24 protein-coding genes and 2 pseudogenes are annotated in these 25,152 nt (G+C 64.1%); 11 read left to right on the top strand and 15 right to left on the bottom strand.

Translation table 11 applies throughout. The annotated features are described in order from the left end of the window. The first annotated feature begins 38 nt into the window (after positions 1-38). Together XH79_RS11750 and XH79_RS11745 are read left to right on the top strand one after the other, a co-directional pair. Positions 39-437 carry a HesB/IscA family protein gene (locus tag XH79_RS11750; RefSeq protein ID WP_026311794.1) on the top strand — a complete coding sequence of 133 codons (399 nt, stop codon included), beginning with the start codon at positions 39-41 and terminating at the stop codon, positions 435-437. Positions 438-598: 161 nt separating this feature from the next. Then, positions 599-1,036, top strand: coding sequence for a TfoX/Sxy family protein (locus XH79_RS11745; protein ID WP_271581760.1), 438 nt, complete (start codon positions 599-601; stop codon positions 1,034-1,036). 131 nt (positions 1,037-1,167) lie between these two features. Here the strand turns inward: XH79_RS11745 and fabA are convergent, their stop codons facing one another. The 4 genes from fabA to XH79_RS11725 all read right to left on the bottom strand — a co-directional run bounded on the left by fabA (position 1,168) and on the right by XH79_RS11725 (position 5,919). Next, positions 1,168-1,698: a bifunctional 3-hydroxydecanoyl-ACP dehydratase/trans-2-decenoyl-ACP isomerase gene (gene fabA / locus XH79_RS11740; RefSeq protein WP_271581759.1), complete on the bottom strand. Its 531-nt coding sequence runs from the start codon at positions 1,696-1,698 to the stop codon at positions 1,168-1,170. Between the two features lie 203 nt (positions 1,699-1,901). Beyond that, the gene (locus XH79_RS11735; protein ID WP_212336870.1) at positions 1,902-2,969 is read right to left on the bottom strand and encodes a GGDEF domain-containing protein; all 1,068 of its coding nucleotides are present in this window, start codon (positions 2,967-2,969) and stop codon (positions 1,902-1,904) included. Between the two features lie 163 nt (positions 2,970-3,132). Next, positions 3,133-4,641 carry a DEAD/DEAH box helicase gene (locus XH79_RS11730; protein WP_212336868.1) on the bottom strand — a complete coding sequence of 503 codons (1,509 nt, stop codon included), beginning with the start codon at positions 4,639-4,641 and terminating at the stop codon, positions 3,133-3,135. A gap of 285 nt (positions 4,642-4,926) precedes the next feature. Beyond that, positions 4,927-5,919 carry a helix-turn-helix transcriptional regulator gene (locus XH79_RS11725; RefSeq protein WP_271581758.1) on the bottom strand — a complete coding sequence of 331 codons (993 nt, stop codon included), beginning with the start codon at positions 5,917-5,919 and terminating at the stop codon, positions 4,927-4,929. Positions 5,920-6,105: 186 nt separating this feature from the next. Between XH79_RS11725 and XH79_RS11720 the strand changes: the two genes are divergently transcribed. Then, the gene (locus XH79_RS11720) at positions 6,106-7,620 is read left to right on the top strand and encodes a caspase family protein (protein ID WP_271581757.1); all 1,515 of its coding nucleotides are present in this window, start codon (positions 6,106-6,108) and stop codon (positions 7,618-7,620) included. Between the two features lie 33 nt (positions 7,621-7,653). Here the strand turns inward: XH79_RS11720 and XH79_RS11715 are convergent, their stop codons facing one another. Beyond that, entirely contained in the window at positions 7,654-7,938 is a 285-nt protein-coding gene (locus XH79_RS11715) for a hypothetical protein (protein ID WP_271581756.1), read from the bottom strand. Positions 7,939-8,044: 106 nt separating this feature from the next. On the opposite strand from XH79_RS11715, the gene XH79_RS11710 reads away from it, so the two are divergent. Then, positions 8,045-9,292 carry an FAD-dependent oxidoreductase gene (locus XH79_RS11710; protein WP_442869947.1) on the top strand — a complete coding sequence of 416 codons (1,248 nt, stop codon included), beginning with the start codon at positions 8,045-8,047 and terminating at the stop codon, positions 9,290-9,292. A gap of 179 nt (positions 9,293-9,471) precedes the next feature. Then, the gene (locus tag XH79_RS11705; protein WP_271581754.1) at positions 9,472-10,242 is read left to right on the top strand and encodes an outer membrane protein; all 771 of its coding nucleotides are present in this window, start codon (positions 9,472-9,474) and stop codon (positions 10,240-10,242) included. 97 nt (positions 10,243-10,339) lie between these two features. Here XH79_RS11705 and XH79_RS11700 read toward each other — a convergent pair whose 3' ends face one another. From XH79_RS11700 to parE, 5 genes are all read right to left on the bottom strand, one after another. Further along, a complete protein-coding gene (locus XH79_RS11700) occupies positions 10,340-11,110 on the bottom strand; it encodes an SDR family NAD(P)-dependent oxidoreductase (protein ID WP_271581753.1) in 771 nt (256 codons plus the stop codon). Between the two features lie 20 nt (positions 11,111-11,130). Then, a complete protein-coding gene (locus tag XH79_RS11695; protein ID WP_027557870.1) occupies positions 11,131-11,316 on the bottom strand; it encodes a hypothetical protein in 186 nt (61 codons plus the stop codon). 367 nt (positions 11,317-11,683) lie between these two features. Beyond that, complete coding sequence (locus tag XH79_RS11690; RefSeq protein WP_271581752.1) at positions 11,684-12,490, bottom strand: outer membrane protein; 807 nt, start codon at positions 12,488-12,490, stop codon at positions 11,684-11,686. A gap of 270 nt (positions 12,491-12,760) precedes the next feature. After that, positions 12,761-13,543, bottom strand: coding sequence for an outer membrane protein (locus tag XH79_RS11685; protein WP_212336856.1), 783 nt, complete (start codon positions 13,541-13,543; stop codon positions 12,761-12,763). 402 nt (positions 13,544-13,945) lie between these two features. After that, positions 13,946-15,991 carry a DNA topoisomerase IV subunit B gene (gene parE / locus XH79_RS11680; protein ID WP_212336854.1) on the bottom strand — a complete coding sequence of 682 codons (2,046 nt, stop codon included), beginning with the start codon at positions 15,989-15,991 and terminating at the stop codon, positions 13,946-13,948. Between the two features lie 274 nt (positions 15,992-16,265). On the opposite strand from parE, the gene XH79_RS11675 reads away from it, so the two are divergent. Beyond that, positions 16,266-16,796, top strand: a complete 531-nt coding sequence (locus XH79_RS11675) for a DedA family protein (RefSeq protein WP_212336852.1) — start codon at positions 16,266-16,268, stop codon at positions 16,794-16,796. Positions 16,797-16,836: 40 nt separating this feature from the next. On the opposite strand, the gene XH79_RS11670 is transcribed toward XH79_RS11675, so the two are convergent. Continuing rightward, entirely contained in the window at positions 16,837-17,838 is a 1,002-nt protein-coding gene (locus XH79_RS11670; protein WP_271581751.1) for an MBL fold metallo-hydrolase, read from the bottom strand. A 402-nt stretch (positions 17,839-18,240) separates the two neighbouring features. Here XH79_RS11670 and XH79_RS11665 point away from each other — a divergent pair, with 402 nt between their 5' ends. The 4 genes and pseudogenes from XH79_RS11665 to XH79_RS11650 all read left to right on the top strand — a co-directional run. Beyond that, the gene (locus XH79_RS11665) at positions 18,241-18,909 is read left to right on the top strand and encodes an FMN-binding negative transcriptional regulator (protein ID WP_212336848.1); all 669 of its coding nucleotides are present in this window, start codon (positions 18,241-18,243) and stop codon (positions 18,907-18,909) included. Next, on the top strand, positions 18,906-19,892 hold the full coding sequence (gene argC, locus XH79_RS11660; protein WP_271581750.1) for an N-acetyl-gamma-glutamyl-phosphate reductase: 987 nt from the start codon (positions 18,906-18,908) through the stop codon (positions 19,890-19,892). Before XH79_RS11665 ends, argC (XH79_RS11660) begins: the two co-directional genes overlap by 4 nt. Positions 19,893-19,988: 96 nt before the next feature. Beyond that, a pseudogene (argC, locus tag XH79_RS11655) lies at positions 19,989-21,033 on the top strand (N-acetyl-gamma-glutamyl-phosphate reductase). A gap of 16 nt (positions 21,034-21,049) precedes the next feature. Further along, positions 21,050-21,241, top strand: a pseudogene (locus XH79_RS11650) (N-acetyl-gamma-glutamyl-phosphate reductase); the annotation flags it as partial. A 76-nt stretch (positions 21,242-21,317) separates the two neighbouring features. Here XH79_RS11650 and XH79_RS11645 read toward each other — a convergent pair. The 4 genes from XH79_RS11645 to XH79_RS11630 form a co-directional block, all read right to left on the bottom strand. After that, on the bottom strand, positions 21,318-21,635 hold the full coding sequence (locus XH79_RS11645) for a hypothetical protein (RefSeq protein WP_212336842.1): 318 nt from the start codon (positions 21,633-21,635) through the stop codon (positions 21,318-21,320). Between the two features lie 138 nt (positions 21,636-21,773). After that, on the bottom strand, positions 21,774-22,640 hold the full coding sequence (locus XH79_RS11640; RefSeq protein WP_271581749.1) for an ornithine carbamoyltransferase: 867 nt from the start codon (positions 22,638-22,640) through the stop codon (positions 21,774-21,776). Positions 22,641-22,660: 20 nt separating this feature from the next. Beyond that, the gene (locus XH79_RS11635) at positions 22,661-23,059 is read right to left on the bottom strand and encodes an MAPEG family protein (RefSeq protein ID WP_271581748.1); all 399 of its coding nucleotides are present in this window, start codon (positions 23,057-23,059) and stop codon (positions 22,661-22,663) included. Positions 23,060-23,123: 64 nt separating this feature from the next. Continuing rightward, complete coding sequence (locus XH79_RS11630) at positions 23,124-24,947, bottom strand: PHA/PHB synthase family protein (RefSeq protein ID WP_271581747.1); 1,824 nt, start codon at positions 24,945-24,947, stop codon at positions 23,124-23,126. On the opposite strand from XH79_RS11630, the gene XH79_RS11625 reads away from it, so the two are divergent. Next, positions 24,946-25,137 (top strand): hypothetical protein, encoded by a 192-nt coding sequence (locus XH79_RS11625; RefSeq protein ID WP_271581746.1) that lies wholly within the window; start codon positions 24,946-24,948, stop codon positions 25,135-25,137. The genes XH79_RS11630 and XH79_RS11625 overlap by 2 nt on opposite strands. The last annotated feature ends 15 nt before the right edge of the window (positions 25,138-25,152 follow it).

The following is a 25,152-nucleotide window of genomic DNA, read 5'->3' as shown; positions in this document are numbered from 1 at the left end:
CGCATTGAATTCGTTCTGGAACGGACCACATAAATAATATGACCCAGGCAACACCAGCATCCTCACCAAAACCCCGGCGGCCGCGCCCGCAGGTGATGCGGCTGACGGATGCCGCCGCCCAGCGCATCACCGAGCTGACCCAACGTGCGGACTCGGAGATCGTGGGCTTGCGCGTCGGCGTGAAGAACGGCGGCTGCGCCGGTCAGTCCTACACGGTCGAATACGCCCACGAGATCCGCCCGACCGACGAGGTCGTCGAGGACAAGGGCGTCAAGATCCTGGTCGATCCCAAGGCCGTGCTGTTCCTGCTCGGCACCGAGATGGACTACAAGGCCGACAAGATGCAGGCCCAGTTCGTCTTCAACAATCCCAACCAGGTCTCCGCCTGCGGCTGCGGCGAGTCGGTCGAGCTGCGGCCGGCCAAGATCGACGGGTAGTTTCTTCCCAATACCCTCGTGTCCCGGACGCGCTGCAGCGCCCTTGCGCTGCTGCGCAGAGCCGGGACCCACGCTATAGTCATCGGTGCAAAGGCTGGGCCCCGGCTCAGCAGCGCACCGTTGCACGCTGCGCTGCGTCCGGGGCACGAGAGAGCGTGCCCATGGACCGTGAATTCCTGATCGACCTGTTCGCCGATTTCGGCCCCGTCACCATCCGAAAGATGTTCTCCGGCTACGGCATCTCCGCCGACGGCACCAACTTTGCTCTGTCTCTACGTGCCGGCCTGTTCTTGCGCGCCGACGAGGTGACCATCCCGGACTTCGAGGCCGAAGGCTCAAAGCCGTTCCAGTATTCGACCCGCGCCAAGACCGTGGTGGTCAACTCCTACTGGGAACTGCCGGCGCGCCTGTTCGACGATTCCGCAGAGCTGGCACAATGGGCGAGGGCGGCGCTCGCCGCCGCGCAGCGCGCCAAGGTGAAGAAGCGGCCGAAGGCGAAGAAGGCGGCGGCGAAGAAGCCTGCGAAGAAGGTCGCGCCAAAGAAAGCCGCAGCGAAGAAGCGGTCGGCCCACAAGGCAGCCAAGAAGACGGTGCGGTAGGGTGGGCAAAGCGGCTCGTCCGTCGGAGCTCGCAGAGCGAAGGCGGAAGCGTGCCCACGATTAGGATTGTCATCGCGAGAAGTCGTGGGCACGGCGCGATGCGCCTTTGCCCACCCTACGGGACCTGAGAACTAGTCCGCGGCCTTTGTCAGGCCGACCCTCATGTCCTTGGCGGTGAAGACGCAGACGCCGTCCGCAAGCACGCGGCCGTCGGCGATCCCGAGCACCAGCTTGCCGCGCCGGACCATGCGCATGGCGACCTCGTAGCGCACGCGTTTTGCGTTTGGTGTGATTTCGCCCGTGCACTCCACGTCGCCGACGCCGATGGCGCGGCCCTTGCCCGGCGAGCCTGACCAGCCGAGCCAATAGCCGATCATCTGCCACATGGCGTCGAGCCCCAGAGAGGGCGGCATCATCGCGTCGCCGAGATAATGGCAATCGAAGAACCAGTGGCCGGGCGCGATATCGAGTTCGCCGACGATATGGCCTTTACCGAACTCGCCGCCGTCGAGGCTGATCTCGGTGATGCGGTCCATCATCAGCATCGGCGGTGCCGGCAATTGCGCATTGCCGGGGCCGAAATAGCCGCCTTCGCTCGACCTCAGCAGGTCGTCCTTGCTGTAGGACGGTTGCGGCGTGTGAAAATCATGGGGATTGGGCACGACGACAAGTCCTTTGCGGGCTCGGGTGCAGGCGGCCAATGTTGTCGCGTCAAATGTTGTTTGCCACCGAAGAAGTCAAGCGACGGTGCCGTAGGGTGGGCAAAGCGAAGCGTGCCCACCAACGGACATGGAGCCGTCGGAAGCATTGCTGGTGGGCACGGCGCTATGCGCCTTTGCCCACCCTACGGCAGTTGATGAAAGCCTCACGCCACCCGGCTGTGGCTCTCGACCGCGAATTCCGGATCGGCTTCGCAGATCACGCGGTTGCGGCCGTTGCGCTTGGCGGCGTAGAGGCAGGCGTCCGCACGCTCGATCAGCGCGTCGGTGTCGTCGCCCTGCTTGAGCATGGAGACGCCGACCGAGATGGTGACGCGGCCGAGAATCTCGCCGGTCGACTTCTTCTTCAACTCCTTCGCCATCACCGCGCGGCGGATGTGATCGGCGACGGTGAGGGCCTGGCGCAGCGCGGTGTTGGGCAGCACCACCGCGAACTCCTCGCCGCCGTAGCGCGCGGTGATGTCCTGGCCCTTGATGGTCTGCTTCAGCGACAGCCCGACGAGCCGCAGCACCTGGTCGCCGGTGAGATGGCCATAGGAATCGTTGAACGACTTGAAGTGGTCGATGTCGAACAGCAGCAGCGACAGCGGCTCGCCCGAGGCGAGCGCGTTCTGCACGGCCATGCCGATCATGCGATCGAAATATTTGCGGTTGCCGAGGCCCGTGAGCGGGTCGGTCAGGCTCTCGGCGCGGATCGCCTCGAGGCTCTGCTGGAGATTGCTGATCTCGGTCTTGGACAGTGTGAGGCGATCTTCCAGCGCCTTGTTGGTCTCGCGCATCTCGTTGGTCGAGCGCATCAGCGACTCGACGATCGCCTTGATCTGCTCACGGCTCTTGGCCGACGAGAGTTTCTCGGACGCGCCCGACAGGCTGGCATCGTAGGAGCCGGCCATCCCGAGCGCGTCGCTGAGCACCCGCATCACGTCGTCGATCTCGCCGATGACGCGCGCGCCGACCTTGTCGATGCGGTCGGTGGTCTTGATGTGGGAGAGATAGGTCTCGTAGATCTGCTCGAGATCGGCTTCGGTCAGCTTGCCGTGGCGGGCCAGCGTCTCGTTGACGATCTTGTTGAGCGGTGCGTTGTAGCCCGTGGCGTAGACGTACCAGATCTCGTAATTGCGGGGGATTGCGGTTTGGCGGAGCGAGCGGATCTGACCGAGTGCCACTTCGGCGAACGCCATCGTGCGTTCGTGTTCGTCGAGAACCTTGACCACGGAACATACCCCACAGCGGTCGGTGCGCCCTCGACCGCAGTAATGCTTAAATTATGTTCGTAGGCTAACGGACGATCGTGAACGCCCCGTAAATATACGTTCACGAATGCGTCTGAAAAATTGTGCGGCAGTCTGTCTCAACCGGCCTGAAGCGCGTCGCGCTTCAGGCGCCGGCGGGGGAACGAACCGGCCGCAACAGGAACGCCGGCAGGTGCGAGTGATCGCCCGGCTCTGTGTCGACCTCACGCTGGCGGCGCGGCTCGGGACGGCCTATCGACGGCACGTGTGAATTGTTGGCCTGGGCCCGCGCGCCATGGCGCGGCTCGGATGATTGCCTGGGTTCGCGCGGGGGCCTTGCCTCGCGTGCAGGCCTCGCCTCGGCGGCGGGCCGTGCCTCGCCACGCGCTTCGCGCGGCTCGTGGCTGCGCTCACGGTCGTGACCGCGCCGCTCGCCGCGTTGCGGCTTGCCGCGTCCGCCGCGCGACCGCTCACGGCCGCGCTGCTCGCGCGGACGCTCGGCCGCATCGCCGGCTTCGGCGTGGACTTCGTAGTCGCCTTCGGCGCGCGGAATGCTCTGGCCGATCAGCTTCTCGATCGCGGCCATCGACTTCTGGTCGAGCGGCGTCACGATCGAGATCGCGGTGCCGGTGCGGCCGGCGCGGCCGGTGCGGCCGATGCGGTGGACGTAGTCGTCGGCGTGATGGGGGACGTCGAAATTGAAGACGTGGCTGACCTCGGGAATGTCGAGGCCGCGGGCGGCAACGTCGGAGGCGACGAGGAGCGGCAGCTCACCCTTGCGGAACTGGTCGAGCGCGGCCATGCGGGCCGGCTGGTCCATGTCGCCGTGGAGGGCGCCGACGCTGAAGCCGTGCTTCTGAAGCGATTTGTGAACGATCGCGACCTCGCGCTTGCGATTGCAGAAGATGATCGCGTTCTTGAGATCCTTGGCCTCGCGCAGCAGGCGGCGCAGCAATTCGCGCTTTTCGTGCGCCTCGCGTCCGGCGGGCACCTGGGCCTGCGTCACGGTCACGGCGGTGGTGGCGGGGCGGGAGACCTCGACCTTCTGCGGATTGTGCAGGAAGGCTTCGGTGATGCGCCGGATTTCCGGCGGCATGGTCGCGGTGAAGAACAGGGTCTGCCGGGTGAAGGGGACGAGCTTGCAGATGCGCTCGATGTCGGGGATGAAACCCATGTCCAGCATGCGGTCGGCTTCGTCGATGACGAGCAGCTCGACGCCGGTGAGCAGCAGGCCGCCGCGCTCGGTATGGTCGAGCAGGCGGCCCGGGGTGGCGATCAGCACGTCGACGCCGCGCATCAGCTTGGCGTCCTGGTCGCCGAAGGAGACGCCGCCGATCAGGAGGGCGACGTTGAGTTTCTGGCCGGCGCCGTAGCGGTCGAAGTTTTCCTTCACCTGCGCCGCGAGCTCGCGGGTCGGCTCCAGGATCAGCGTGCGCGGCATGCGCGCCCGGGCTCTGCCCTTTTCGAGGATGGTGAGCATCGGCAGCACGAAGGCCGCGGTCTTGCCGGTGCCGGTCTGGGCGATGCCGAGAACGTCCTTGCGTGCGAGGACGTGGGGGATCGCCTGTTCCTGAATGGGGGTGGGGTTGGTGTAACCGGTGGCCGCCACTGCGGCGAGGACTTTTTCGGACAGTCCGAGATTTGAAAAGGACATTGAGCCTCTGGTCGAAACCGCCGTTCGGAATCGAGGGTAATAAGGCTGGTCGCGTTCCACCCCGAAACGGCGCGCTCTCAAAGAAGCTGGGGGTGCTGACTCACGCGAACAAAGCGCAAGGCCCAGGAATCGCTCTTCGATCTGAGCCGCGTCGACCCGGAACATAGGCGGGAATTGGCCAAAGTCAATGGAGCAGGCGCGGGAAGGCCCTAAAAACCCTTAGCTTTTTACCAAATTTCGGGCTTGGCTGGGATTTTCCGCCTCGCCCCTAAGCCGGGTGGGCGGTCACCGGGGGGCGGGCGAAGGCCCCTGGGAACCCTGGGCCCGGAAGTCTCCGGGGGCCATGCCGTAGGCGGCGTTGAAGACCCGGTAATAGGTCGCCAGACTCTCGAAGCCGCAGGCGGTCGCGATGTCGGCGATCAGCCGGTCCGGGGCCTCGCGCATCAGGCGGCGGCTCTGCTTGAGCCGCTCGTCGGTCACGGTCTGCGAAAAGCTCTTCTCGGCGGCCTCGAACAGCATGTGCAGGTGCCGCAGGGACACGCCGAGCAGATCGGCCACCATTGCCGGAGCGAGATCGGGGTTTTGCAGGTGGCGCGCGATCAGGCGCCGCGCCTGCGACAGGCGGGCTGTCCGCAGGGCAGCCTGTCCGAGCCGGCTGCCCGGCCGCACGATGCCGCGCTCGATCAGTGCCAGATGCGCCAGGGCTTGAACCAAGGAGGCTTGGGAGGCCTGGGCGCCGTCGGCCCCGTGGTCAGCTGCGGCAGCCTCTTCGAGGTCGGCAAAGCACGCCCCGAGCAGGGGCGTCAGGCCGGGATCGTTGAACGTCCGGGCCGACAGATCGCGCATGCGCTTGTCCTGCGCCGGGATGCTGCTGACGGGGATCTTCAGGATCCGCAGGTGGAAGCCGCCGTCCCCGAGCGGGACGGTACGATAGGGCAGGTCGGTATGGCTGGTGGCGAAGCTGCCATTGGCGATCGAAAAATCGCTGCCGCGCATGCCGCCGAACCAGCCGCCGCTGCCGAGCTGCTGGTAGACGCAGATGCTGTCGCTGGGCGCGTGGGCGATGTCGGAGGTGCTGCGCTCGACCGTGTAGTGCGAGGCCTTCAGCTCGACGAGGCCGGCGCCGCCGAGCTGGCGCAGCGAGAATTCGCCGTAGAAGTCCGCGCGTCGCTCGCGCTCGAGCTCGGCGGTGACGCCGAACAGGCCCTTGGACCGGACTTCGCGCCAATAATCGAAGCGGTCATGCGGCTCGACCTCGTCGGTACACCAGCGATACACGGCACCCCTCGCGTCCGGTACGATTGCCCGGGAAAACTAAGAAAAAGCAGATTCCGATGGAATCTGCCATAGGCCATACGATGGAACCGAAGACGCGGCTGTTGAACCGTCGCTGCGGCTGGGCCGACTATCACAGCAACGGCTGGGGTTCCGATCAACGAGGCCGCTTCTAACGGGATGTTTTCGATGACGCGTCGGCTTTTCAGAATTCTGGCGGCTCTCAGCCTCGTGGCGGGCGCTTGCGGCATCGCGCTGCCTGCGTACGCCGAGAAGCGCGTCGCGCTGGTCGTCGGCAACAACGATTACAGGAACGTCCCGAAGCTGCTCAAGGCCGTCAACGACGCCCGCACCATGGGCGACACGCTGCGGCAACTCGGCTTCACCGTGATGCTGGCCGAGAACCAGAATCGGCTGGCATTTTCCGAGACGCTCCTCGCCTTCGACAAGGCGATCGAGCCGGGCGACACCGCGTTCTTCTTCTACGCCGGCCACGGTTTCGAGATCGCGGGCCAGAACTATCTGCTGCCGACCGACGTGCCGGCGGCGACGGAAGGACAGGAAGAGCTGGTGCGCGACGCCTCGATCCTGGCCGACCGCATCGTCGAGCGTCTCCAGAACAAGAAGGCGCGGACCTCGATCCTGGTGTTCGACGCCTGCCGCAACAATCCGTTCGAACGATCGGGCACGCGCGCGGTCGCCGGCGGCGGCGGGCTCGCGCCGATGGTCCAGCTGCCCGAAGGCGTGTTCTCGGTGTTCTCGGCCGGTCCCCGCCAGACCGCGCTCGATCGCCTGTCCAATGACGACGCCAATCCCAATTCGGTGTTCACGCGCACCTTCGCCAGGGAGCTGCTGCAGCCCGGCGAGAACCTGGTTCAGGTGGCACAACGCACCCGCCGCCTCGTCAGCGAAATGGCCGATACCGTGAAGCACAGACAGGTGCCTGTTTATTTCGACCAGATGGTTGACGACGTGTTCCTCAGCGGCACCACGAAGGATGCTGCCGCGCGTCCCGCCGATCCGCCGCCGCAGAAGGTGGCGGCGCTGCCGCCGGTGTCGGTGCCGCGCCTGCCGAAGGAGGAGACCACCAACGCGCCGATCGCGAGCTTCTCCCGCCATAACGGCGGTTGGAGCGTGGTGTTCTCCTTTGCCGATCCGACGCTCGGCATTTCCTGGCGCATGGCAGGCAAGGGCGATTTCCGCGAGACCGGATTCATCGACACGCTCGATCCGCGCACGCGCAAGCGGATGCCGAACCCGTCGATCGAGCTGCCGCCTGACGCACAGGCCGGCACCATCGAGGTCCGCTATGTCGATCAGTCCGGCGACATGCAGGGGCCGTTCCCGATCAAATTCGATCCCGAGGCAGCGCTGATCCGCGACCAGCGCAAGATACTGGACATGACCGCGACGAGCTGGCTGTCGTTCCGCGAGTTCAACGGGCTGCTGGTCTATTACACGCATCTCGTCTCGTATCGCTGCGCGATCCGCGAGGTGCGCATCGGCATCGATACCGCCGTGCCCAATCAGGTGCTGAAGATGCCGAATTGCGACATGCGCGACCCCAGCGCGATCTCCGCCGGCATGCCGCTCTACATGAAGCTCGCCTCGGCCACGCAGTTCGTCTCGGTGGAGCTGACCTATCGCGACGGCAGCGTCTCGGAGATCAAGAGCTTTCGCACGGCGAACCGCAGCAACAATTGATGATGCAGGCGGAAGGCGTCGAGCGCGCGTCCGCTACGCGCGCCGCTTTCTGAACAGGCGCTTGATGGACTCAACGGCCTCCATCAACGGCGGCGCCAGCGAGAAGAACGCGCCCATCGCGATCGAAATGACGACGTGGCGCAGCAGGAGCTTCTCCTGCTCTTCGAACGGATAGCCGTTCTGGTTGATGGGCACCGTCGCAAGCGTGCCGGTTGGGCCCGGGTCGGGGTTCCGCGGCTTACGCGGCGGGATCATGATCACGACGAATAGCACGTTGATCAAGATCCACACGCCGAGCAGTATAAGGATCGTCTGCACTGCAATTTCCTGAAAGAAATCGAACTTTGCTGCAACGCTAATGGGCATTCACAGCTGCGGCAAATTAAACCTGCTTGCTGCACCGCACAGAAAACTTAAGTCGTAAATGAGGGCGGCCTTGAACCCGAGTTCCTCCGTAAAAGTCCGGTGCTGTGTCGTCGGCGGTGGGCCCGCCGGCATGATGCTCGGCTATCTCCTCGGGCGTGCCGGCATCGACGTCGTGGTGCTGGAGAAGCACGCGGACTTCTTCCGCGACTTTCGCGGCGACACCGTGCATCCCTCGACGCTTCAGGTGATGGATGAGCTGGGCCTGATCGACGGCTTCCTGAAGCTGCCGCATCAACGCTTGCAGAAGATGGATGGGCTGTTCGGCGGCACGCCGGTGCGGATCGCCGATCTCAGCCGGCTGCACACCAAGTACCCGTTCATCGCCTTCATGCCGCAATGGGACTTCCTGAATTTCCTGCGCGAAGAGGGCCGGCGCTTCGCCTCGCTCAAGGTGATGATGAACACCGAAGCCGTCGATCTGATCCGCCAAGGCGACACCATCGCCGGCGTGCGGGCGAAGACGCCGGACGGCGCCATCGACATCGAGGCCGATCTCACCATTGCCTGCGACGGCCGGCATTCGACGGTGCGCGAGCGCGCCGGCCTCGAGGTCGAGGAGATCGGCGCGCCGATGGACGTGCTGTGGTTCCGCGCTGGCCGCAAGGCGGACGAGACCGAGAACCTGTTTGCGCGCATCGGGCCCGGCAAGATGATGATCACCTTCGACCGCGGCGACTACTGGCAATGCGCCTATGTCATTGCCAAGGGGCAATACGAGGCGGTGAAGGCGAGGGGATTGCCGGCGCTGCTCGACGAGGTCGTGCGCATGGCGCCGGTCCTTCGGTCCGGCATCGCCGACGTGAAGAGCTTCGACGACGTCAAGCTGCTCACCGTCGCGATCAATCGCCTCAAGCGCTGGACGCGGCCGGGCCTGCTTCTCATCGGCGATGCCGCGCACGCGATGTCGCCGGTCGGCGGCGTCGGCGTCAATCTCGCCGTGCAGGATGCGGTCGCGACCGCGAACCTTGTCGCGGACAAGCTTCAGCGCGGCTGCCCGTCCGAGGATGAGCTCGACGCCGTGCGCCGCCGGCGCGAATTCCCGGTGAGAATGACGCAAGCGATGCAGGTGGTCGTGCAGAACAACATCATCAGCGGCGCCCTGCAGGGCGGCGACCGGCCGCTGAAGGTGCCGCTGATCGTGCGCCTCATCACAGCGCTGCCTTGGCTGCAAGGCATTCCGGCGCGGCTGATCGCGCTCGGTGTGCGGCCCGAGCATGTGCAGTCGAAAGCGGCACCGGCATCGTAGGCGACGAATTCGGTAGGGCTAATGTCGCGTTAAATCGCGCGCGGCGCGTTGCGTGCGTGCAACAGCGCCGACGGATTCACGAGCCGCAATTTGCCAATCCGGCGTCTTAACTTTCTTGATTCAAATTTGAGTAAGGGTTGCGTGTGAGCGTGCGCCCATCAAAGGACACGGGGTGTACCATGCGTAACAAATTGATTGCTGCCTTCGCCTGCACGACCGCTCTGGTTTCGACCGGCGCTGCGTCCGCCGCCGATCTCGGTGCGCGTTACACGAAGGCGCCCGCCTATGTCGAGCCGCTGTTCAACTGGACCGGCTTCTATGTCGGCGGCCACATCGGTGGCGCATGGACCAACGAGCAGTTCATCAACAACGGAATCGGTACGCCGTTCGGCGATCTCGTTCCGGGGCAGGGCTATCGCCAGCGTGGCGCGGGCATCATGGGCGGCGCCCAGATCGGCTACAACTGGCAGGCCAACAACTACGTGTTCGGCATGGAGGGCACGATCTCCGGCCTCGACAACAAGGGCTCGTTCACGAACACCGCGTTCGGCGCGGGTGACGACGTGTTCTCCTGGCGCGCCAACGTGCTCGCGACCGTGGTCGGCCGCGCCGGCTTCGCCGTGCAGAACAATCTCTTCTACATCAAGGGCGGCTATGCCGGCGTGAACAATCGCCTGTCGGTAGTCGACAACGTCGCGAACCCGTCCACGGGCTCGGGCGGTCAGACGCACTGGGCCAATGGCTGGACCGTCGGCGCCGGCTGGGAGTACGGCGTCACCCGCAACTGGATCGTCGGCCTCGAATACAATTACGCTGCCTTCGGCAGCCAGACCTATCAGCTCGGCGGCACCTCCGGTAACTACACCTTCGATGCCAAGCCGCGCGACATCCAGTGGGCCGTCGTGCGCGCGAGCTACAAGTTCGATGCGCCGGTCATCGCGCGCTACTGAGCAACGAACGACCAATCAGCAAAAGAAGACGATCTCTGCCAAATTCAAAGCCCCGGCAATGCCGGGGCTTCTTTTTTGCGTGCAGCGAGCGCGCGTCTCAGGCCATCACCGAGAACCCGCCATCGACCGGGATCGCGGTGCCCGTGACGAAATTGGACGCCGGCGAGGCGAGGAACACCGCGATGCCCGCGAAGTCATCGATGTCGCCCCAGCGGCCTGCAGGCGTGCGTGCCAGAACCCGCTCGTGCAATCCCGCCACCTGCTGCCGCGCGCCGCGGGTGAGGTCGGTGTCGATCCAGCCCGGCAGGATGGCGTTGACCTGGATGTTGTCGGGTGCCCAGGCATTGGCGCAGGCGCGTGTGTACTGCACGATGCCGCCCTTGCTCGCCGCATAGGCCGTCGCAAAGCTCGCGCCGAAGATCGACATCATCGAGCCGATATTGATCACCTTGCCGTTGCCGGACGCCTTCAGCGCCGGATAGGCCAGCTTAGAGCACACGAAGGCGCTGGTGAGGTTGGTGTCGATCACCTTGTTCCACTCGTCGAGCTCGAGCTCGTGCGGCGGCTTGCGGATGCTCATGCCGGCATTGTTGATGAGAATGTCGATGCGGCCGAATTCCTTGACGACGCGATCGATCATGGCGGCGACTGCCGCCTTGTCGGTTACGTCGGTGGCGACCGCAATCGCCTTCACGCCGCGCTGCTTGAGGTCGGCAACGGCTGCGGCCGACTTGGTTTCGTTGCGTCCGACCACGGCGATATTGGCGCCTGCGTCGGCAAGTCCGTGCGCGAGGCCAAGCCCGATGCCGCCATTGCCGCCTGTGACGATCGCGACCTTGCCGCGAAGATCGAACCGGTTGGATGTCATGCTGTATTCCCTGGTTTCTTCTATTGGTTGCTCTGCCAGATCAGCACCAGCCCGAAGCCGGCCATGGCTGCGCCATAGCCGGCCCATTGCAACTGGTTGACCATGAAGCTCGATCGCGGCCAGGGCACCGTCCCTGTGCCCTGTCCGATCCAGAGCAGCCCGACGGCGAGCGCGAACAGGCCTGCTACAAGCAGAAATCTGCGCATGCATTCCTCCCGTCGGTCTACTTCTGTCGCGGTCCACGGCATCAAAGATCGCCGCAGTCACGAAAACTTAGGCCAGACTAGCCGTAGCTTCGGTTCGGATACAATGGGCCGCGGCTGCAAGGCTGAAGGAGGACGCATGTCCGTGCGCAAGCATTCGCACGGGGCGATTCGGCATCCCCCGGGCGGAAGCCATGGCCTTTCGCGATGCACGGAGTGAGGCGATCACCGATGCCGACTCGGCCGCGATCGAGGCCCGGCTCGCCGGCGCGTATGGGACGCCGAAGGCGAGCGTCGTGCGCTAAAGCACCCCACAACGAAAAAGCCCCGGGCGATGCCGGGGCTTTGACATTCGAGACGTTGGCTGCGATCAGTACTTCGCGACCAGCGGAGCGCCCCAGTTGAAGCGATAGACGAGCTCGCTGCGAACGCTGTGCTCGCGGAATTTCTGGGTCTCGCCAAAGCCGGTGGCCGGGCCGCCAAAGCCGGTATAGTTGATGACCACATCGGCGCGGTCGAATTCGGAATAACGATACTCGGTCTTCCAGAACAGGCCGGGCAGGAAGCCCGTCAGAGCGTATTCGTCGCCTGCGCCGATGAACCAGCCCCCTTTGGTCGCTCCACCCAGGCTTGCGGTTCCCCCAGGAAAGGCGAGAGAGGTCAGAGCGGTGCTCTTCCAGTGCGCTTGCGTGTAACCGGCCGACACGTAGGTCAGCAATTGCGGGGCGATGAGATAGCCTGCACGGGCGCCGACGGCCCACTGCTGATCCTGCTTCTGGCTTCCGGTCGAGCGCGGGACGAGAATACCGTCGATGCCGATATCGCCTTTCACGTCCATGAAGTCATAGTCTGCGAACGCGCCAACCACCCAGTTCTGAAGCTGGTAATCGCACCCTACCTGCACCGTGCCGAACCATCCCCGTGCACCCGATGTGACACTGGCGTTGCTCGCAATGGGCGAGAACGTTGTGGGACCGTAGGTCTCGTTATGGTCGTTGTTGGTCATGGCACCGCCGCCGCCGGCGCCGATGTAGCAGCCGGTCCAGTTCACCACCGGTGCGGCGGCAATCGGAGCCTTGGTGTAGGGGCGAGCCCCCAGATCAGCGGCCGAAGCCGCGCCCGTCATCGCCGTGACCGTCGTCAACGCGAGTACGATCGTCTTGATGTTATTCCGCATTTCCAGTTCAGCCCTTTTGAACGCCCGTTCGATTCCGTCTGTGCGGGAACCGTATGTCGCCAACGTGCTTATGGCTGTAACCGGAGGGACACAATCTGAAATTGATTGAACGGGGCGACAAGACTGGGGGTGTATTGTGGCGCCATTTCACGGCGCCACACGACATCGCCGTCCAACAGCGAGCGGAAGGCCACCGTCAAAAACGAAAAAGCCCCGGACAATGCCGGGGCTTTGACGTCTGAACTTGCGTTCGGATCAGGACTTGGTCGCTCAGTACTTGGCGACGACCGGACCGGTCCAGTTGAAGCGGTAGACCAGCGAAGTCGAGATCGTCTGGTTCCAGGTGTTGGCGCGGATGCTGTTGCCGACCTGGAGATTGCCAACGTCGGTCAGGATGTCCTGGGTCTTGGCGTTGTAGAAGGCCGAACGATACTCGGTCTTCATGAACCAGCCGGGCGAGGAGATGCCGAAGATGTTCAGGTTGTTCTCGACGCCGCCGCCGATGAACCAGCCGTTGCGGTTGTAGCTGTTGAGATGGACACCGGCGGGAACGCCAGCCAGGGTCATGAAGTTGGTCTGGCCGAAGTGAGCGCCGGAGTAACCGCCGTTGACGTAGGAGAGAACGTTCGGGGCGACCAGCCAGCCGAGGCGAACACCAGCGGCCCAAGAGTCTTCCAGCTTCTGGTTGCCAGTGATGCCGAGGGTCGGATCCTGCACGGTGGCGCGGATGCTGCCGAACTGACCGTCAGCGAACACGCCGGCGACCCAGGTGCCGCTGAACTGCCAGTCGTAGCCGAGACCGACGGTGCCGAACCAGCCCGAGCCACCCTGGCGCTGGTCGATGGTCAGCGGAATCGCGCCGACCGTGGTCTGAACGTGTTGGTCGGAAGCCGAGAGGCCGCCGCCGCCGCCGCCGAAGATGTAGAAGCCGGTCCAGTTGGCGACGGGAGCCGCAACCGGGGCCTTCACGTAGGGACGGGCAGCAAGGTCGGCCGCCGAGGCCGAACCGGTCATCGCCGCAACCGCGGTCAGAGCCAGCAAAATCTTCTTCATGATAAAATCCCCAACCTTGGTAGCAGGCGCGAGCGCACTGAAGTCCGTGTCATCTGATGCCCGGACTATAGACGTTTCCTGCCCAAATGCTGTTGCAGGGCAGGCACAGTCGCCGGAAAACGCCCGCTGATCAGGCTAAAAGGCGGCAGCGCCGATGTTTCTGATAATTAAGCAATATCAGTATGTTAGATGGATATTCGAATTCCGGTGGCGGGTAAGTTTTCGTTAGCAAATTCGGTTTTGTCCGAAACGGAGGCAATCCTGCCTCGGCCTTGATGCCGCTGAGTCGCTGGCCGAGTCGCGCTTCGGCAGGAATCGCCGGGAGGCGCGGTACCGCCTCCATATGAAAAAAGCCCCCGGTCCTGACGGAGCCGGGGGCTTTTTTGACGGGAGCGTACGACGTCAGACGTCGAGCAGCTCCTCGCTGGCAAATTCGGCCTTGTCCGAGATGAAGGCGAAGCGCGCTTCGGCCTTGGTGCCCATCAGCCGCTCCACCGAATCCGCTGTCGTGTCGCGGTCGTCGGCGAGCAGCACCACCTTGAGCAGCGTCCGCTTGCTCGGATCCATGGTGGTTTCCTTGAGCTGCGCCGGCATCATCTCGCCGAGACCTTTGAAGCGGTTCACCTCGACCTTGGCGTTGGCGTTGAACGCGCTCTTGAGCAGCGCCTCCTTGTGCGCGTCGTCGCGGGCGTAGACCGACTTGGAGCCGTGGGTCAGCTTGTAGAGCGGCGGCACTGCGAGGAAGAGGTGGCCTTCGTCGATCAGCCGCGGCATCTGCCGGTAGAAGAAGGTGATCAGGAGCGAAGCGATGTGGGCGCCGTCGACGTCGGCGTCGGTCATGATGATGATGCGCTGATAGCGCAGATCCTCTTCGCGATAGTGCAGCAGCTGTCCGCAGCCGATCGCCTGCACGAGATCGGAGAGCTGCGCGTTCGCGGTCAGCTTGTCCTTGCCCGCCGAGGCGACGTTGAGGATCTTGCCGCGCAGCGGCAGCACCGCCTGGGTCTTGCGGTCGCGCGCCTGCTTGGCGCTGCCGCCTGCCGAGTCGCCCTCGACGATGAAGAGCTCGGAGCCTTCGGTGCCGGCATCGGTGCAATCGGCGAGCTTGCCGGGCAAGCGCAGCTTCTTGCCGGCGGTCTTGCGCGCCGTCTCTTTCTCCTGACGGCGGCGCAGGCGCTCCTCGGCCCGGTCGATGACGAAGTCGAGCAGGCGGTTGGCCATGTTCGGATTGCCCGACAGCCAATGGTCGAACGGATCCTTCATCGCCTGCTCGACGATGCGCTGCGCTTCGGCGGTGGCAAGACGATCCTTGGTCTGGCCCTGGAATTCGGGCTCGCGCACGAACACCGAGAGCATCACGGCCGCGCCCACCATCACGTCTTCGGAGGTGACGGAGGCGGCGCGCTTGCCCTGGCCGACGCGCTCGGCGTGGTCCTTCAGGCCGCGCAGCAGGGCGCTGCGCAGGCCGGATTCGTGCGTACCGCCATCCGGAGTCGGCACGGTGTTGGTGTAGGAGGACAGGAAGCCGTCGGCATCCGCGGTCCACGCCACCGCCCATTCGCAGGCGCCATGCGCGCCGTTGCGGCCCGACTTGCCCGAGAAGATGTCCGGATGCACCAGCGTGTCGGCGTGGATCGCCGCGGCGAGATAATCCTTGAGGCCGCCGGGGAAGTGGAACGTCGCCTCCGCCGGCACGTCCTCGACGCCCTTGAGCAGCTCGGGCGCGCAATTCCAGCGGATCTCGACGCCGCCGAACAGATAGGCTTTCGAGCGCGTCATCTTGAACAGGCGCTGCGGCTTGAACGCGGCCTTGGCGCCGAAGATATCCGTGTCGGGCTTGAAGCGCACGCGCGTGCCGCGGCGGTTGTTGATCTTGCCGAGGTCCTCGAGCTTGCCCTTGGGATGGCCGCGCTCGAACGTCATGCGGTAGAGCTTCTGGCTGCGCGCGACCTCGACCTCGAGTAGCGAGGAGAGGGCGTTCACCACGGAGATGCCGACGCCGTGCAGACCGCCCGAGGTCTCGTAGACCTTGGAGTCGAACTTGCCGCCGGAATGCAGCGTGCACATGATGACTTCGAGCGCCGACTTCTTCGGGAATTTCGGGTGCGGGTCGATCGGGATGCCGCGGCCATTGTCGGTGACGGTCAGGAACCCGTCTGCGCTCAGCTCGACTCCGATGAAGGTCGCGTGTCCCGCCAGTGCTTCGTCCATCGAGTTATCGATGACTTCGGCGAACAGGTGATGCAGCGCCTTCTCGTCGGTTCCGCCGATATACATGCCGGGCCGGCGCCGCACCGGTTCGAGGCCTTCGAGCACCTCGATGTCGGCTGCGGTGTAGTCGGCTTCCCCGCCGCTTCCGCGCGGCGCCGCCTTGGCGGCGGCGCGGGGCTTCGGCTCATCACCGCCGAAAAAGTCGTCTTTTGCTTTTGGCTTCAACTGCTTGGACATATATCTTGATGTGCTTAGGGGGCCGCATAAGCGGCGAATCGGTTAAGCGGACTATGCCACTTCTGGCTTCGAAAGGTTACCGCCAGGCCGGTCAAGCGGGGTGGATTGGGAGCCAATCCCGGCGATTTTACGCCGCCTTACCATTAGTTCCCGGCAATTTGACGTCCCGGGCCGGTTTTGACGGGCTTTTGTGACTTGATGTCACACAAGTCCTTGGCTTACCAGTCGTTTTCATCGAGCAGCACCTTGAGCGAGCGGGAAGGCTATTTTCGGAATGGAGCAGTTTGCGCACGCCCTGGCCGATTTCGTGCGCGCTCACCAGGCTTGGGCAGCTCCGATCGTCTTCCTGCTGGCTTTCGGGGAGTCGCTCGCCTTCATCTCGCTGTTGGTTCCGGCCTGGGGCGCGCTGGTGGCGATCGGTGCGCTGATCGGGGTGAGCGGCATCAACTTCTATCCGGTCTGGATCGCTGGCGGCCTTGGGGCGGCGCTGGGCGACTGGGTCTCCTACTGGTTCGGCTACCGCTACAAGGAGCACGTCGCCGAGATGTGGCCGCTCTCGCGCTATCCGGAACTCCTGCCCCGGGGCGAGGCCTTCGTGCGCAACTGGGGCATACCCAGCATCTTCATTGGCCGCTTCTTCGGGCCCTTGCGGGCCTCGGTGCCGCTCGCAGCCGGTATCTTCGAGATGCCCTATTGGAGCTTCCAGATCGCCAATTTCGTCTCGGCCCTGATCTGGTCGGCGGCACTGCTGCTGTTCGGCGACGTGATCGCCAAGATCATGGAATGGATCTGGCGGCTGATCTGACCGGGCAGCCAGGCCGCCCGGTCAGGACGACAGGCGAGGCCTACAGCGAGGCGTTCCAGATCGAGGGGATCCAGCGATAGCCGGAGCCGTCCTTTTCCTTTTCGACGCGGACGAGGCCGGGGAAGGCGGCGTGGAAGGCCTGGATCGGCATCTTCTCGGCAATTGCCATGTCGTAGAGCTTGCGTCGGGTTTCCTGTGCAAGCGGCTTGTCGACATCGGAGGCGATGTTCCATTCGGGATGCCTCACGAACAGGAACGCCGCGCCTGCGGTGATATCGACCTGCACCAGCACCTTCTCGGCGCCGGAGGCGACGATGAAGGAATTGTGGCCTGGCGTATGGCCCGGGCTCGCCACCGAGGTGATGCCGGGCGCGACCTCCTTGCCGGCCTCGTATTGCGTCACCTTGCGGCCGAGCGCGTCGAACACGCGGCGGATGTTCTTGAAGTTGTTCTCGAGGATCGGATTGCCCATCCCCTTGCTCATCTCGCCGTCGTCCATCCAGAACTTCCATTCCACCGCCGGCACCATGATCTCGGCATTGGGGAAGGCGGGCTTGTTCTCGGCTGCCAGCAGGCCGTTGATGTGGTCGCCATGGAAGTGGGAGATGATGACGGTGTCGACCGCCGCGCGGTCGATGCTGGCGGCTGCAAGGTTGTTGTGGAACTGGCCGACCTTGCCCTTGGTCTGCGTGAACTGGTCGGGCCCGAGACCGGTGTCGATGACGACGAGCTTCGGTCCGGTGTTGACGACCACGGGGTTGAATGTGTGGGTGACCTTGTCGGTCGGCAGGTGATGTTCGGCGAAGACCTTGTTGATGTCGTCCTTGCTGGCGCCGGCCGCGTAGTTGTCGGTCAGATTGACGGTGGCAACGCCGTCGCAGACCACCGTGACCTGGTGGGTGCCGACGTTGTAGCGGTAGAAGCTCGCATTCTGCGCGGTCGCAGGGGGCGCGGCGGCGCTCGCGGGCGAGGTCTTCACGAAAGGCAGGAGCGCCGAGGCGGCGGCGCCGGCCAACGTTGCGCGACGGGTGATCTCGGTCATGACGATGTCCTGAGGCTGGGTTGCGAAAGGCACGGACCCGGCGAAGTTGCGGCCCGCCGGTCATTCTCGGGAACCCCTATGCTTAAGGGAAATTCCGCTAAACGCCGATGTCATCAGTGCGGCATCGTGCCGTCACGAGCTGCGGCATCGTGGAGTCCGCCCGGCATCCCGCGAGCCGATTTGGACTTGACCCTGGAACCCGCTGGCCTTATAGCCGCGCGCCATGATCAACGCCGCGACCATCCTGTTCGCCCGTCGCCGCCGCCGCAGCTTTGCGGTTTGGGCGGTCGATCGCGTTTGAGATCATCGTCTTTGCCGCTGGACCCGATCCGCGGCATCCTCTCTCCTGTCAGCGCGATCTGATCCGGCGGCTCCCACAAGGAGGCCCAGCAGGAGACCACGATGTACACGCCACCCTTTTTCAAGCAGGACCGCGCCGCGAGCCTCAAATTTGCGGAAGAGCGCGGCTTCGGCACCATGTGCGCCTTCGACGGCAAGAGGCCGATCGCCTCGCCGCTGCCGTTCTATTTGACCTATGCCGCGGACGGCACGCCGCAGGCCGCCTTTCATGTCGCCCGTCACAATCCGCTGCTAAAGCTGGCGGACGGCGCGGCCTCCTGGCTGCTCGCGGTCAACGGCCCCGATGCCTATGTATCGCCGGACTGGTACGTCTCGCCGGATCAGGTGCCGACCTGGCTGTACCAGTCGGTGCATCTGAGCGGGCCGGTGCGGTTGTTGTCTGACGCGGAGCTGTCGGTCCAGATCGATACGCTCAGCGACAAGTTCGAGAACTGGCTCTTGCCGAAGAAGCCGTGGACGTCAGGCAAGATGACGGCCGGCCGGCTCGAGGCCATGAAGAAGGGGATCGTGGGTCTGCTCATGACGGTTGAAGAGGTCGAAGGCAGCTTCAAGCTCAACCAGCACAAGTCCGACGCCGATTATATTGCGATCGCCAATGCGCTCGGCGCGCAGCCTACCGCCGATGCCAGAGAGATTGCGCAGCTGATGCAGGACGTGAGGCCGGAAGCCTTTGCGGCCGAAACCGACAAGCTCGAAAGGAGCGTACCATGAGCCTCACGGAGACCACGAAAGCCCCGACCACCGGCGCGGCCAAGAAGCCCGCCACCGTCTTCGTCGACGGCGGCTCCGGCACCACCGGCCTCGGCATCAACGAGCGGCTGAAGCTCCAGAACGATGTGATCGTGAAGACGATCGCCGACGACAAGCGCAAGGATCCTGCCGCCAAGAAGGCGCTGATGGAGGAGGTCGATCTCGTCATCCTCTGCCTGCCCGACGATGCCGCAAAGGAAACGGTTGCCCTGGTCGACAGTATGGGCGCCTCGGCGCCGAAGGTGCTGGACGCCTCGACCGCGTACCGTGTCGCGCCCGATTGGGCCTATGGCTTTGCCGAACTGACGCCGGACCAGGCCGGCAAGATCAAGGCGGCGAAGAAGGTCTCCAACCCCGGCTGCTATCCGACCGGCGGCATCGCGCTGCTGCGGCCGATCGTCGATGCCGGCCTGCTGCCTCCTGACTATCCCGTCACCATCAACGCGGTGAGCGGCTATTCCGGCGGCGGCAAGTCGATGATCGCGAGTTTTGAAGACGGCAGTGCGCCGGCCTTCGAGCTCTACGGTCTCGGCTTCGAGCACAAGCACCTGCCGGAGATGCAGCTCTATTCGAACCTGACGCGGCGGCCGATCTTCATTCCTTCGGTCGGCAACTACCGGCAGGGCATGCTGGTCTCGGTGCCGCTCCAGCTCGACACGCTGCCGGGCAAGCCCGGCGGTGCCGACCTTCAGGCCGCGTTGGCCAAGCGGTATGCCGGTTCAAAATACGTCAAGGTGATGCCGCTGCAGAACGAGGCGACCAAGGGCGGCCGGCTCGAGCCGGAGGCGCTCAACGAGACCAACATGCTCGAGCTCTACGTCTTTGCCAGCGACAAATATCACCAGGCCGTGCTGATCGCGCGGCTGGACAATCTCGGCAAGGGCGCATCTGGCGCGGCCGTGCAGAACATGCGGCTGATGTTGGGCCTTGCCGACAATAGCTGATCGAACATTGCTCGCGAGGCCAACCCGGTGGACGGAGCGACGCTGCGATTTTCTACCACGGCAAGACGATCAAATGACGCCTGAAAGGTACGCGTGATGAGTTCGAAGAAGATCGGCATTCTCGGCGCCTCCGGTTACACCGGGGCCGATGCAGTGCGCCTGTTGGCCCGGCATCCGAATGCCGATTATCGCGCTCACCGCCAACACCCACGCCGGCAAGTCGATGGGCGAGGTGTTTCCGCATTTCTTTATGCTGGACCTGCCGAAACTCGTGGAATGGGAAAAGGTCGACTGGAGCAGGCTCGATGCGGTGTTCTGCGGACTGCCGCACGGCACCACGCAGGAAATCATCGCCGCGGTCCTCAAGGCAAATCCCAAAATCAAGGTCCTCGACATGTCCGCCGATTTCAGGCTGCGGGACAAGAACACCTATGCGCAATGGTACGGCCATGAGCACCGGGCGCTCGAACTGCAGGGCGAAGCGGTCTATGGTCTCACTGAATTCTATCGCGAGAAGATCACCTCGGCGCGGCTGGTCGCCTGTCCCGGCTGCTATCCGACTGCTGCGCTGCTCGCGCTGGTGCCGCTTGCGAAAGCCAAACTGATCGACGTCGACGACATCGTCATCGACGCGAAATCGGGCCTCACCGGCGCCGGCCGCGGGCTGAAACAGAGCACGCTGTTCAGCGAGGTGGGGGAGGGGCTGTCGCCTTACTCGGTCGGCACGCACCGGCATGCGCCCGAGATCGAGCAGGAGATCGGGGTTGCCGCTGGCCACGCTGTGACCGTCAACTTCACCCCACATCTCATTCCGATGGCGCGGGGCGAGCTTTGTACGTCCTACGTCAAGCTCAACGGCGCGACGCCGGACGATTTGCGAACAGCGCTGGAGAAGGCCTACAGCAACGAGCCGTTCGTCCATGTCGCGAACAAGGGCGTGATGCCGCAGACCCAGAACGTGCGCGGTTCGAACTACGTGCAGATCGGCGTATTCCCCGACCGCATCAAGAACCGGGCGATCGTGATCTCGGTGCTCGACAATCTGGTGAAGGGGTCGGCGGGGCAGGCGATCCAGAACATGAACCTGATGTTCGGCTTCCCCGAGACCGCGGGCCTGGAGCAGATCGCGCTGTTTCCGTAAGTGGGATGTAGTTGTGGACGAGGCGACCACGGGCGGCAAGCTCGAGCCGGGGGCGCTGAACGAGACCAACATGCTCGAGCTCTACGTCTTCGCGAGCGACAAATATCACCAGGCCGTGCTGGTCGCGCGGCGGGACAATCTCGGCAAGGGCGCATCTGGCGCGGTCGTGCAGAACATGCGGCTTATGCTGGGACTGCCGGAGGAGTAGGGCGAGGGTCTATCCGCCGTCATTGCGAGCGAAGCGAAGCAATCCAGATCTTTCCCCGGCGACGGGCTGGATTGCTTCAGCGCAAAATCACGTCCGCCGGAAACGGCCGAACGGGGCGGCCGGCGCAGACATTGTTACGCGCCACCACCGCGTCATGGTGAGACTTTTCGATGTCACCGAGCGAGCGGCTGGAGATGTCGCACGCCTCCTGGTGGTCTTGCGCGTAGGCGCGCAGGGAGCCCCAGGCGAGCGATGCGCGGATGTACGCGTCACAGCGGTCCGGCATCAATCCACGGTTCATCGGCTTGGTGGCCTCGACGGCTTCGCTGCGCAGGCGCGTCAGTTCGGGGCATTGCGCCTGCACCTGGCCGCCAAATCCGGCGAGCGCGATCATTGCGATGGCAGAAAGAAGGGACCGCATACGGTTTCCTCGCTTCGCTTGCCTCAGCCCGGGCGACAGTATCGCCGATTGCAACGGCCTGCAGTATCCTTTTCGGATGCTCAAGGCACTTTGAAGATCGTCCGGCCCTGACTATGCGGCGATCCATTCCAGCAGGGCGTTCTGCGCGTGCAGAAGGTACGCCTTCGCCACCGTGCTCTGGCAAGTGGCGTGGCTCATCGCATCGGTCGTGACTTCCTGGCCCCGGGTCACCGGCGGGCAGGGGAGGAAGATCGCATCCGGGCGGCACTTGTCGAGGAGCGCGGCAGATATCCGGTATCTTGCGAGTTGATCGTGATGCGCCCCGACAGGCCAGCAGTCCGTGATGATCACATCCGCATCGTACATTGCGTCCAGATCCGTGCTTGCGGTGAAGTTCGGACTTGCGATGTCCCTGACGTGCCAATCCGCCGGATAGGCCTGGGTGAGCTTGATCGGCAGAGCGATGGACGCTTCAACCCAGGAGCGGAGGATGTTGGCATCGGGTGCTACGCCTGCCACCTTCAGGCCTTCGAGCGATCCGCGCCTGCTTCTGACATAGGCGAGGTCGCCGAGCGTCTCGCATGGGTGATTTGACCGCGTTCTCGCGTTGACGACCGGCGCGGTCGCGTTCGAAGCCAGCTCGTGCAACGTCGACAATTCCGGGGTGCGCACGACCAGGATGTCGAACCAGTTGTCGAGATATCTGGCGAGATCAGCCGTCGTTTCATGGACATTGAACTTGATGGGAGGCTGCACCGAGATGCCTCCCATGGCCTTCACCCCGAGATCGAATGCGGTCGTATTCCGCCACCCGCTGTCGTCGGCGATGACAGCCACGCGTTTTCCGGCGAGGCTTTGCGGCATGGCGTGGCCGTTCCATGCCGTCGCCATGGCTTGCGCGCGATCAACGATGGACACGATCGTGCCCGCATCGAGATCCTGAAACTGGAGAAAATCCCGGCTGGATTCGTTAGGCATGAGCCCGCATCCGGGCGCGCCTAGACCACCCTGAAGATCGCCAGCGCCAGCACGGCCTGTGCGAGGAAGCCGACGGTGAAGGCGAGGGTGCGGAACACCGGCAGGCCGAGCGCGTAGACGATCAGATGGGCGACGCGGGCCCAGAAATAGACGGCGCAAGCGAGCACGGTCCATGTCGTGGAATAGTCGATCGCGTTCAGGATCAGCACCAGCGGCGCGAAGATCACGAGGTTCTCGACCGCGTTGTCATGCGCGAACATCAGCCGGTTCGCCCATTCGGCATGGGGCTTGTCGTTGCGCGACGGGTTGGCCATGGCGCCGGAGAGGCCGCGGACCTGAGCGCGGTTGATGATGTAGGGAATCCAGAGGATCCCGGTCAGGATCACCGTCAGTGTCAGCCAGAACAATTCGCGCGTCATAGTCCGGTCCCCTCTGTCGTCGCCGTGGTGAGAGCGAGTCTATACAAGAGCGCGGCAGAGTCCGCTACGCGCGAACCCTGACATAGCTGCCGGGCGCATCCTCGATCGGAGGCAGCGCCCCGCTGCCGACGCTGCGCGCCGGGACTTCCTCGGGATCGAGGCTGCCCAGCCATTCGCGCCAGTCCGGCCACCATGAGCCCTTGTGCTCGACCGCGCCCTTCATCCAGTCCGCGACGCTGACGTCCTTGATGTTGTCGTTGGTCCAGTACTGATACTTGTTCGAGGCTGGCGGATTGACCACGCCCGCGATATGGCCCGAGCCGGACAGCACATACTTCACCGGGCCGCCGAAGAACTGCGAGCCGTACAGCACCGATTCCGCCGGCGCGATGTGGTCCTCGCGGGTGGCGAGATTGTAGACGGGCACCTTGACCTTGGAGAGGTCGAGCAGGGTGTTGTCGAGCACCATCGTGCCGGTCGAGAGCCGGTTCTCCAGATAGCAATTGCGCAGGTAATAGGAATGGTTCGCCTGCGTCATCCGCGTCGCATCGGAATTCCAGTGCAACAGGTCGAACGCGCTCGGCTGCTGGCCCTTGAGGTAGTTGCTGACGACATAGGACCAGATTAGGTCGTTGGAGCGCAGCATGTTGAAGGCCATTGCCATCTTCGAGCCTTCGAGCACGCCGGCGGCCTTCATGTCATGTTCGAGCGCGGCGATCTGCTCCTCGTCGACGAAGACCAGCAGATCACCGGCATGGGTGAAGTCGACCTGCGCCGCGAAGAACGTCGCGGAAGCAACGCGCTGGCGGCGCTTCTCGGCCAGCCAGGCCAGCGTGGTCGCAAGCATGGTGCCGCCGACGCAATAGCCGGCAGTGTGGACCTTCATCTCGCCGGTGACCTTCTCGATCACGTCCATCGCCGTGAGCGGGCCTTCCTTCATGTAGTCTTCCCAGCTCTTGTTGCCGAGCCGCTTGTCGGGATTGACCCATGAGATCACGAACACGGTGATGCCCTGGTCGACGCACCACTTGATGTAGGATTTATCCGGCTTGAGATCGAGGATGTAGAACTTGTTGATCCAGGGCGGCACGATCAGGAGCGGGGTGCGCAGCACCTTCTCCGTGTTCGGCGAATACTGGATCAGCTGCATCATCTCGTTCTGGTAGATCACCTTGCCCGGCGTCGTCGCCATGTTGACGCCGACGACGAGGTTGTCCGGGTTGGACTGCCGGATCTTCAGCATGCCCTTGCCGGCCGCGATGTCCTCGGCCAGCATCTTCAGGCCGCGCGCCAGGTTGCCGCCGCTGCTCGCCATCGTCTCGCGCAGCACTTCCGGATTGGTCAGCACGAAGTTCGACGGCGAGATCGCGTTGGTGACCTGCTGGACGTAGAACTCCGCCTTGCGGCGGGTGTGCGCGTCGAGGCCGTCGGCATCGCGCACCAGCTCCTGCGCCCATCTGGTCGTGAGCAGATAGAGCTGCATCACGAAATCGAAGAACTGGTTCGACTTCCATTCCGGATCGGCGAAGCGCTTGTCGCGCGGCGAGGGCGCGATCGCCGGCTCGGCGTCCTGACCGGCCATGCGACGCGCCGCCGAGCCCCAGAGGTCGAGATAGTCCTTGGCGAGCTTGGTCTGCAGATCGGACGAACGCGACGAGTCCGACAGCCAGTATTCGGCGACCGCGGTGAAGGTCTTGACCATCTCGGTGAGCTCCGGCGGCGGGCGGTCCTGCACCTCGCCGCTCTCGCGCGGCTTGAGGTAGGCGGCGAGCGCCTTGCCGCCGCTTTCCATCGCCTGCGCGACATTCATCGCGAAGGCTTCCGCATCGAACTTCGTCTCGGACTTGGCTGTCCCGGAGCCGGGCTTGTCGGTCGTGGCGGTACTCATGGGCAGAACAGTAACGATTCATTCCGTATTCGTCACCGCGAAGCTCGCAGGTTTGGCGTTAAACACGCTGCAAGATGTGCTGCACTGCGACAAGTTTCCTTGGTTCCGTCATAATCAAGCCGCACCGGCCGGTTTGGTAGTGACCGGGGTTGTATTCTCGCTCGCACCATTTCGGGCAGCAATGGTTTGAGCTTGGGCGCGGTGT

It is taken from the genome of Bradyrhizobium sp. CCBAU 45389 (assembly GCF_028128625.1).
GTDB lineage: Bacteria > Pseudomonadota > Alphaproteobacteria > Rhizobiales > Xanthobacteraceae > Bradyrhizobium > Bradyrhizobium liaoningense_B.
Note: the sequence above shows the minus strand (reverse complement) of the source record. Positions and strands in the feature narration are given on the sequence as shown.

What these genes read in the sequence shown, in the direction of transcription:
- XH79_RS11750 (WP_026311794.1), top strand. Translation starts at nt 39, where the DNA reads ATGACCCAGGCAACACCAGCATCCTCACCAAAACCCCGGCGGCCGCGC.
- XH79_RS11745 (WP_271581760.1), top strand. Translation starts at nt 599, where the DNA reads ATGGACCGTGAATTCCTGATCGACCTGTTCGCCGATTTCGGCCCCGTC.
- XH79_RS11730 (WP_212336868.1), bottom strand. Translation starts at nt 4,641, where the DNA reads ATGTCCTTTTCAAATCTCGGACTGTCCGAAAAAGTCCTCGCCGCAGTG.
- XH79_RS11720 (WP_271581757.1), top strand. Translation starts at nt 6,106, where the DNA reads ATGACGCGTCGGCTTTTCAGAATTCTGGCGGCTCTCAGCCTCGTGGCG.
- XH79_RS11710 (WP_442869947.1), top strand. Translation starts at nt 8,045, where the DNA reads ATGAGGGCGGCCTTGAACCCGAGTTCCTCCGTAAAAGTCCGGTGCTGT.
- XH79_RS11705 (WP_271581754.1), top strand. Translation starts at nt 9,472, where the DNA reads ATGCGTAACAAATTGATTGCTGCCTTCGCCTGCACGACCGCTCTGGTT.
- XH79_RS11700 (WP_271581753.1), bottom strand. Translation starts at nt 11,110, where the DNA reads ATGACATCCAACCGGTTCGATCTTCGCGGCAAGGTCGCGATCGTCACA.
- XH79_RS11695 (WP_027557870.1), bottom strand. Translation starts at nt 11,316, where the DNA reads ATGCGCAGATTTCTGCTTGTAGCAGGCCTGTTCGCGCTCGCCGTCGGG.
- XH79_RS11690 (WP_271581752.1), bottom strand. Translation starts at nt 12,490, where the DNA reads ATGCGGAATAACATCAAGACGATCGTACTCGCGTTGACGACGGTCACG.
- XH79_RS11685 (WP_212336856.1), bottom strand. Translation starts at nt 13,543, where the DNA reads ATGAAGAAGATTTTGCTGGCTCTGACCGCGGTTGCGGCGATGACCGGT.
- parE (WP_212336854.1), bottom strand. Translation starts at nt 15,991, where the DNA reads ATGTCCAAGCAGTTGAAGCCAAAAGCAAAAGACGACTTTTTCGGCGGT.
- XH79_RS11675 (WP_212336852.1), top strand. Translation starts at nt 16,266, where the DNA reads ATGGAGCAGTTTGCGCACGCCCTGGCCGATTTCGTGCGCGCTCACCAG.
- XH79_RS11670 (WP_271581751.1), bottom strand. Translation starts at nt 17,838, where the DNA reads ATGACCGAGATCACCCGTCGCGCAACGTTGGCCGGCGCCGCCGCCTCG.
- XH79_RS11665 (WP_212336848.1), top strand. Translation starts at nt 18,241, where the DNA reads ATGTACACGCCACCCTTTTTCAAGCAGGACCGCGCCGCGAGCCTCAAA.
- argC (WP_271581750.1), top strand. Translation starts at nt 18,906, where the DNA reads ATGAGCCTCACGGAGACCACGAAAGCCCCGACCACCGGCGCGGCCAAG.
- XH79_RS11645 (WP_212336842.1), bottom strand. Translation starts at nt 21,635, where the DNA reads ATGATCGCGCTCGCCGGATTTGGCGGCCAGGTGCAGGCGCAATGCCCC.
- XH79_RS11640 (WP_271581749.1), bottom strand. Translation starts at nt 22,640, where the DNA reads ATGCCTAACGAATCCAGCCGGGATTTTCTCCAGTTTCAGGATCTCGAT.
- XH79_RS11635 (WP_271581748.1), bottom strand. Translation starts at nt 23,059, where the DNA reads ATGACGCGCGAATTGTTCTGGCTGACACTGACGGTGATCCTGACCGGG.
- XH79_RS11625 (WP_271581746.1), top strand. Translation starts at nt 24,946, where the DNA reads ATGGGCAGAACAGTAACGATTCATTCCGTATTCGTCACCGCGAAGCTC.
- XH79_RS11630 (WP_271581747.1), bottom strand. Translation starts at nt 24,947, where the DNA reads ATGAGTACCGCCACGACCGACAAGCCCGGCTCCGGGACAGCCAAGTCC.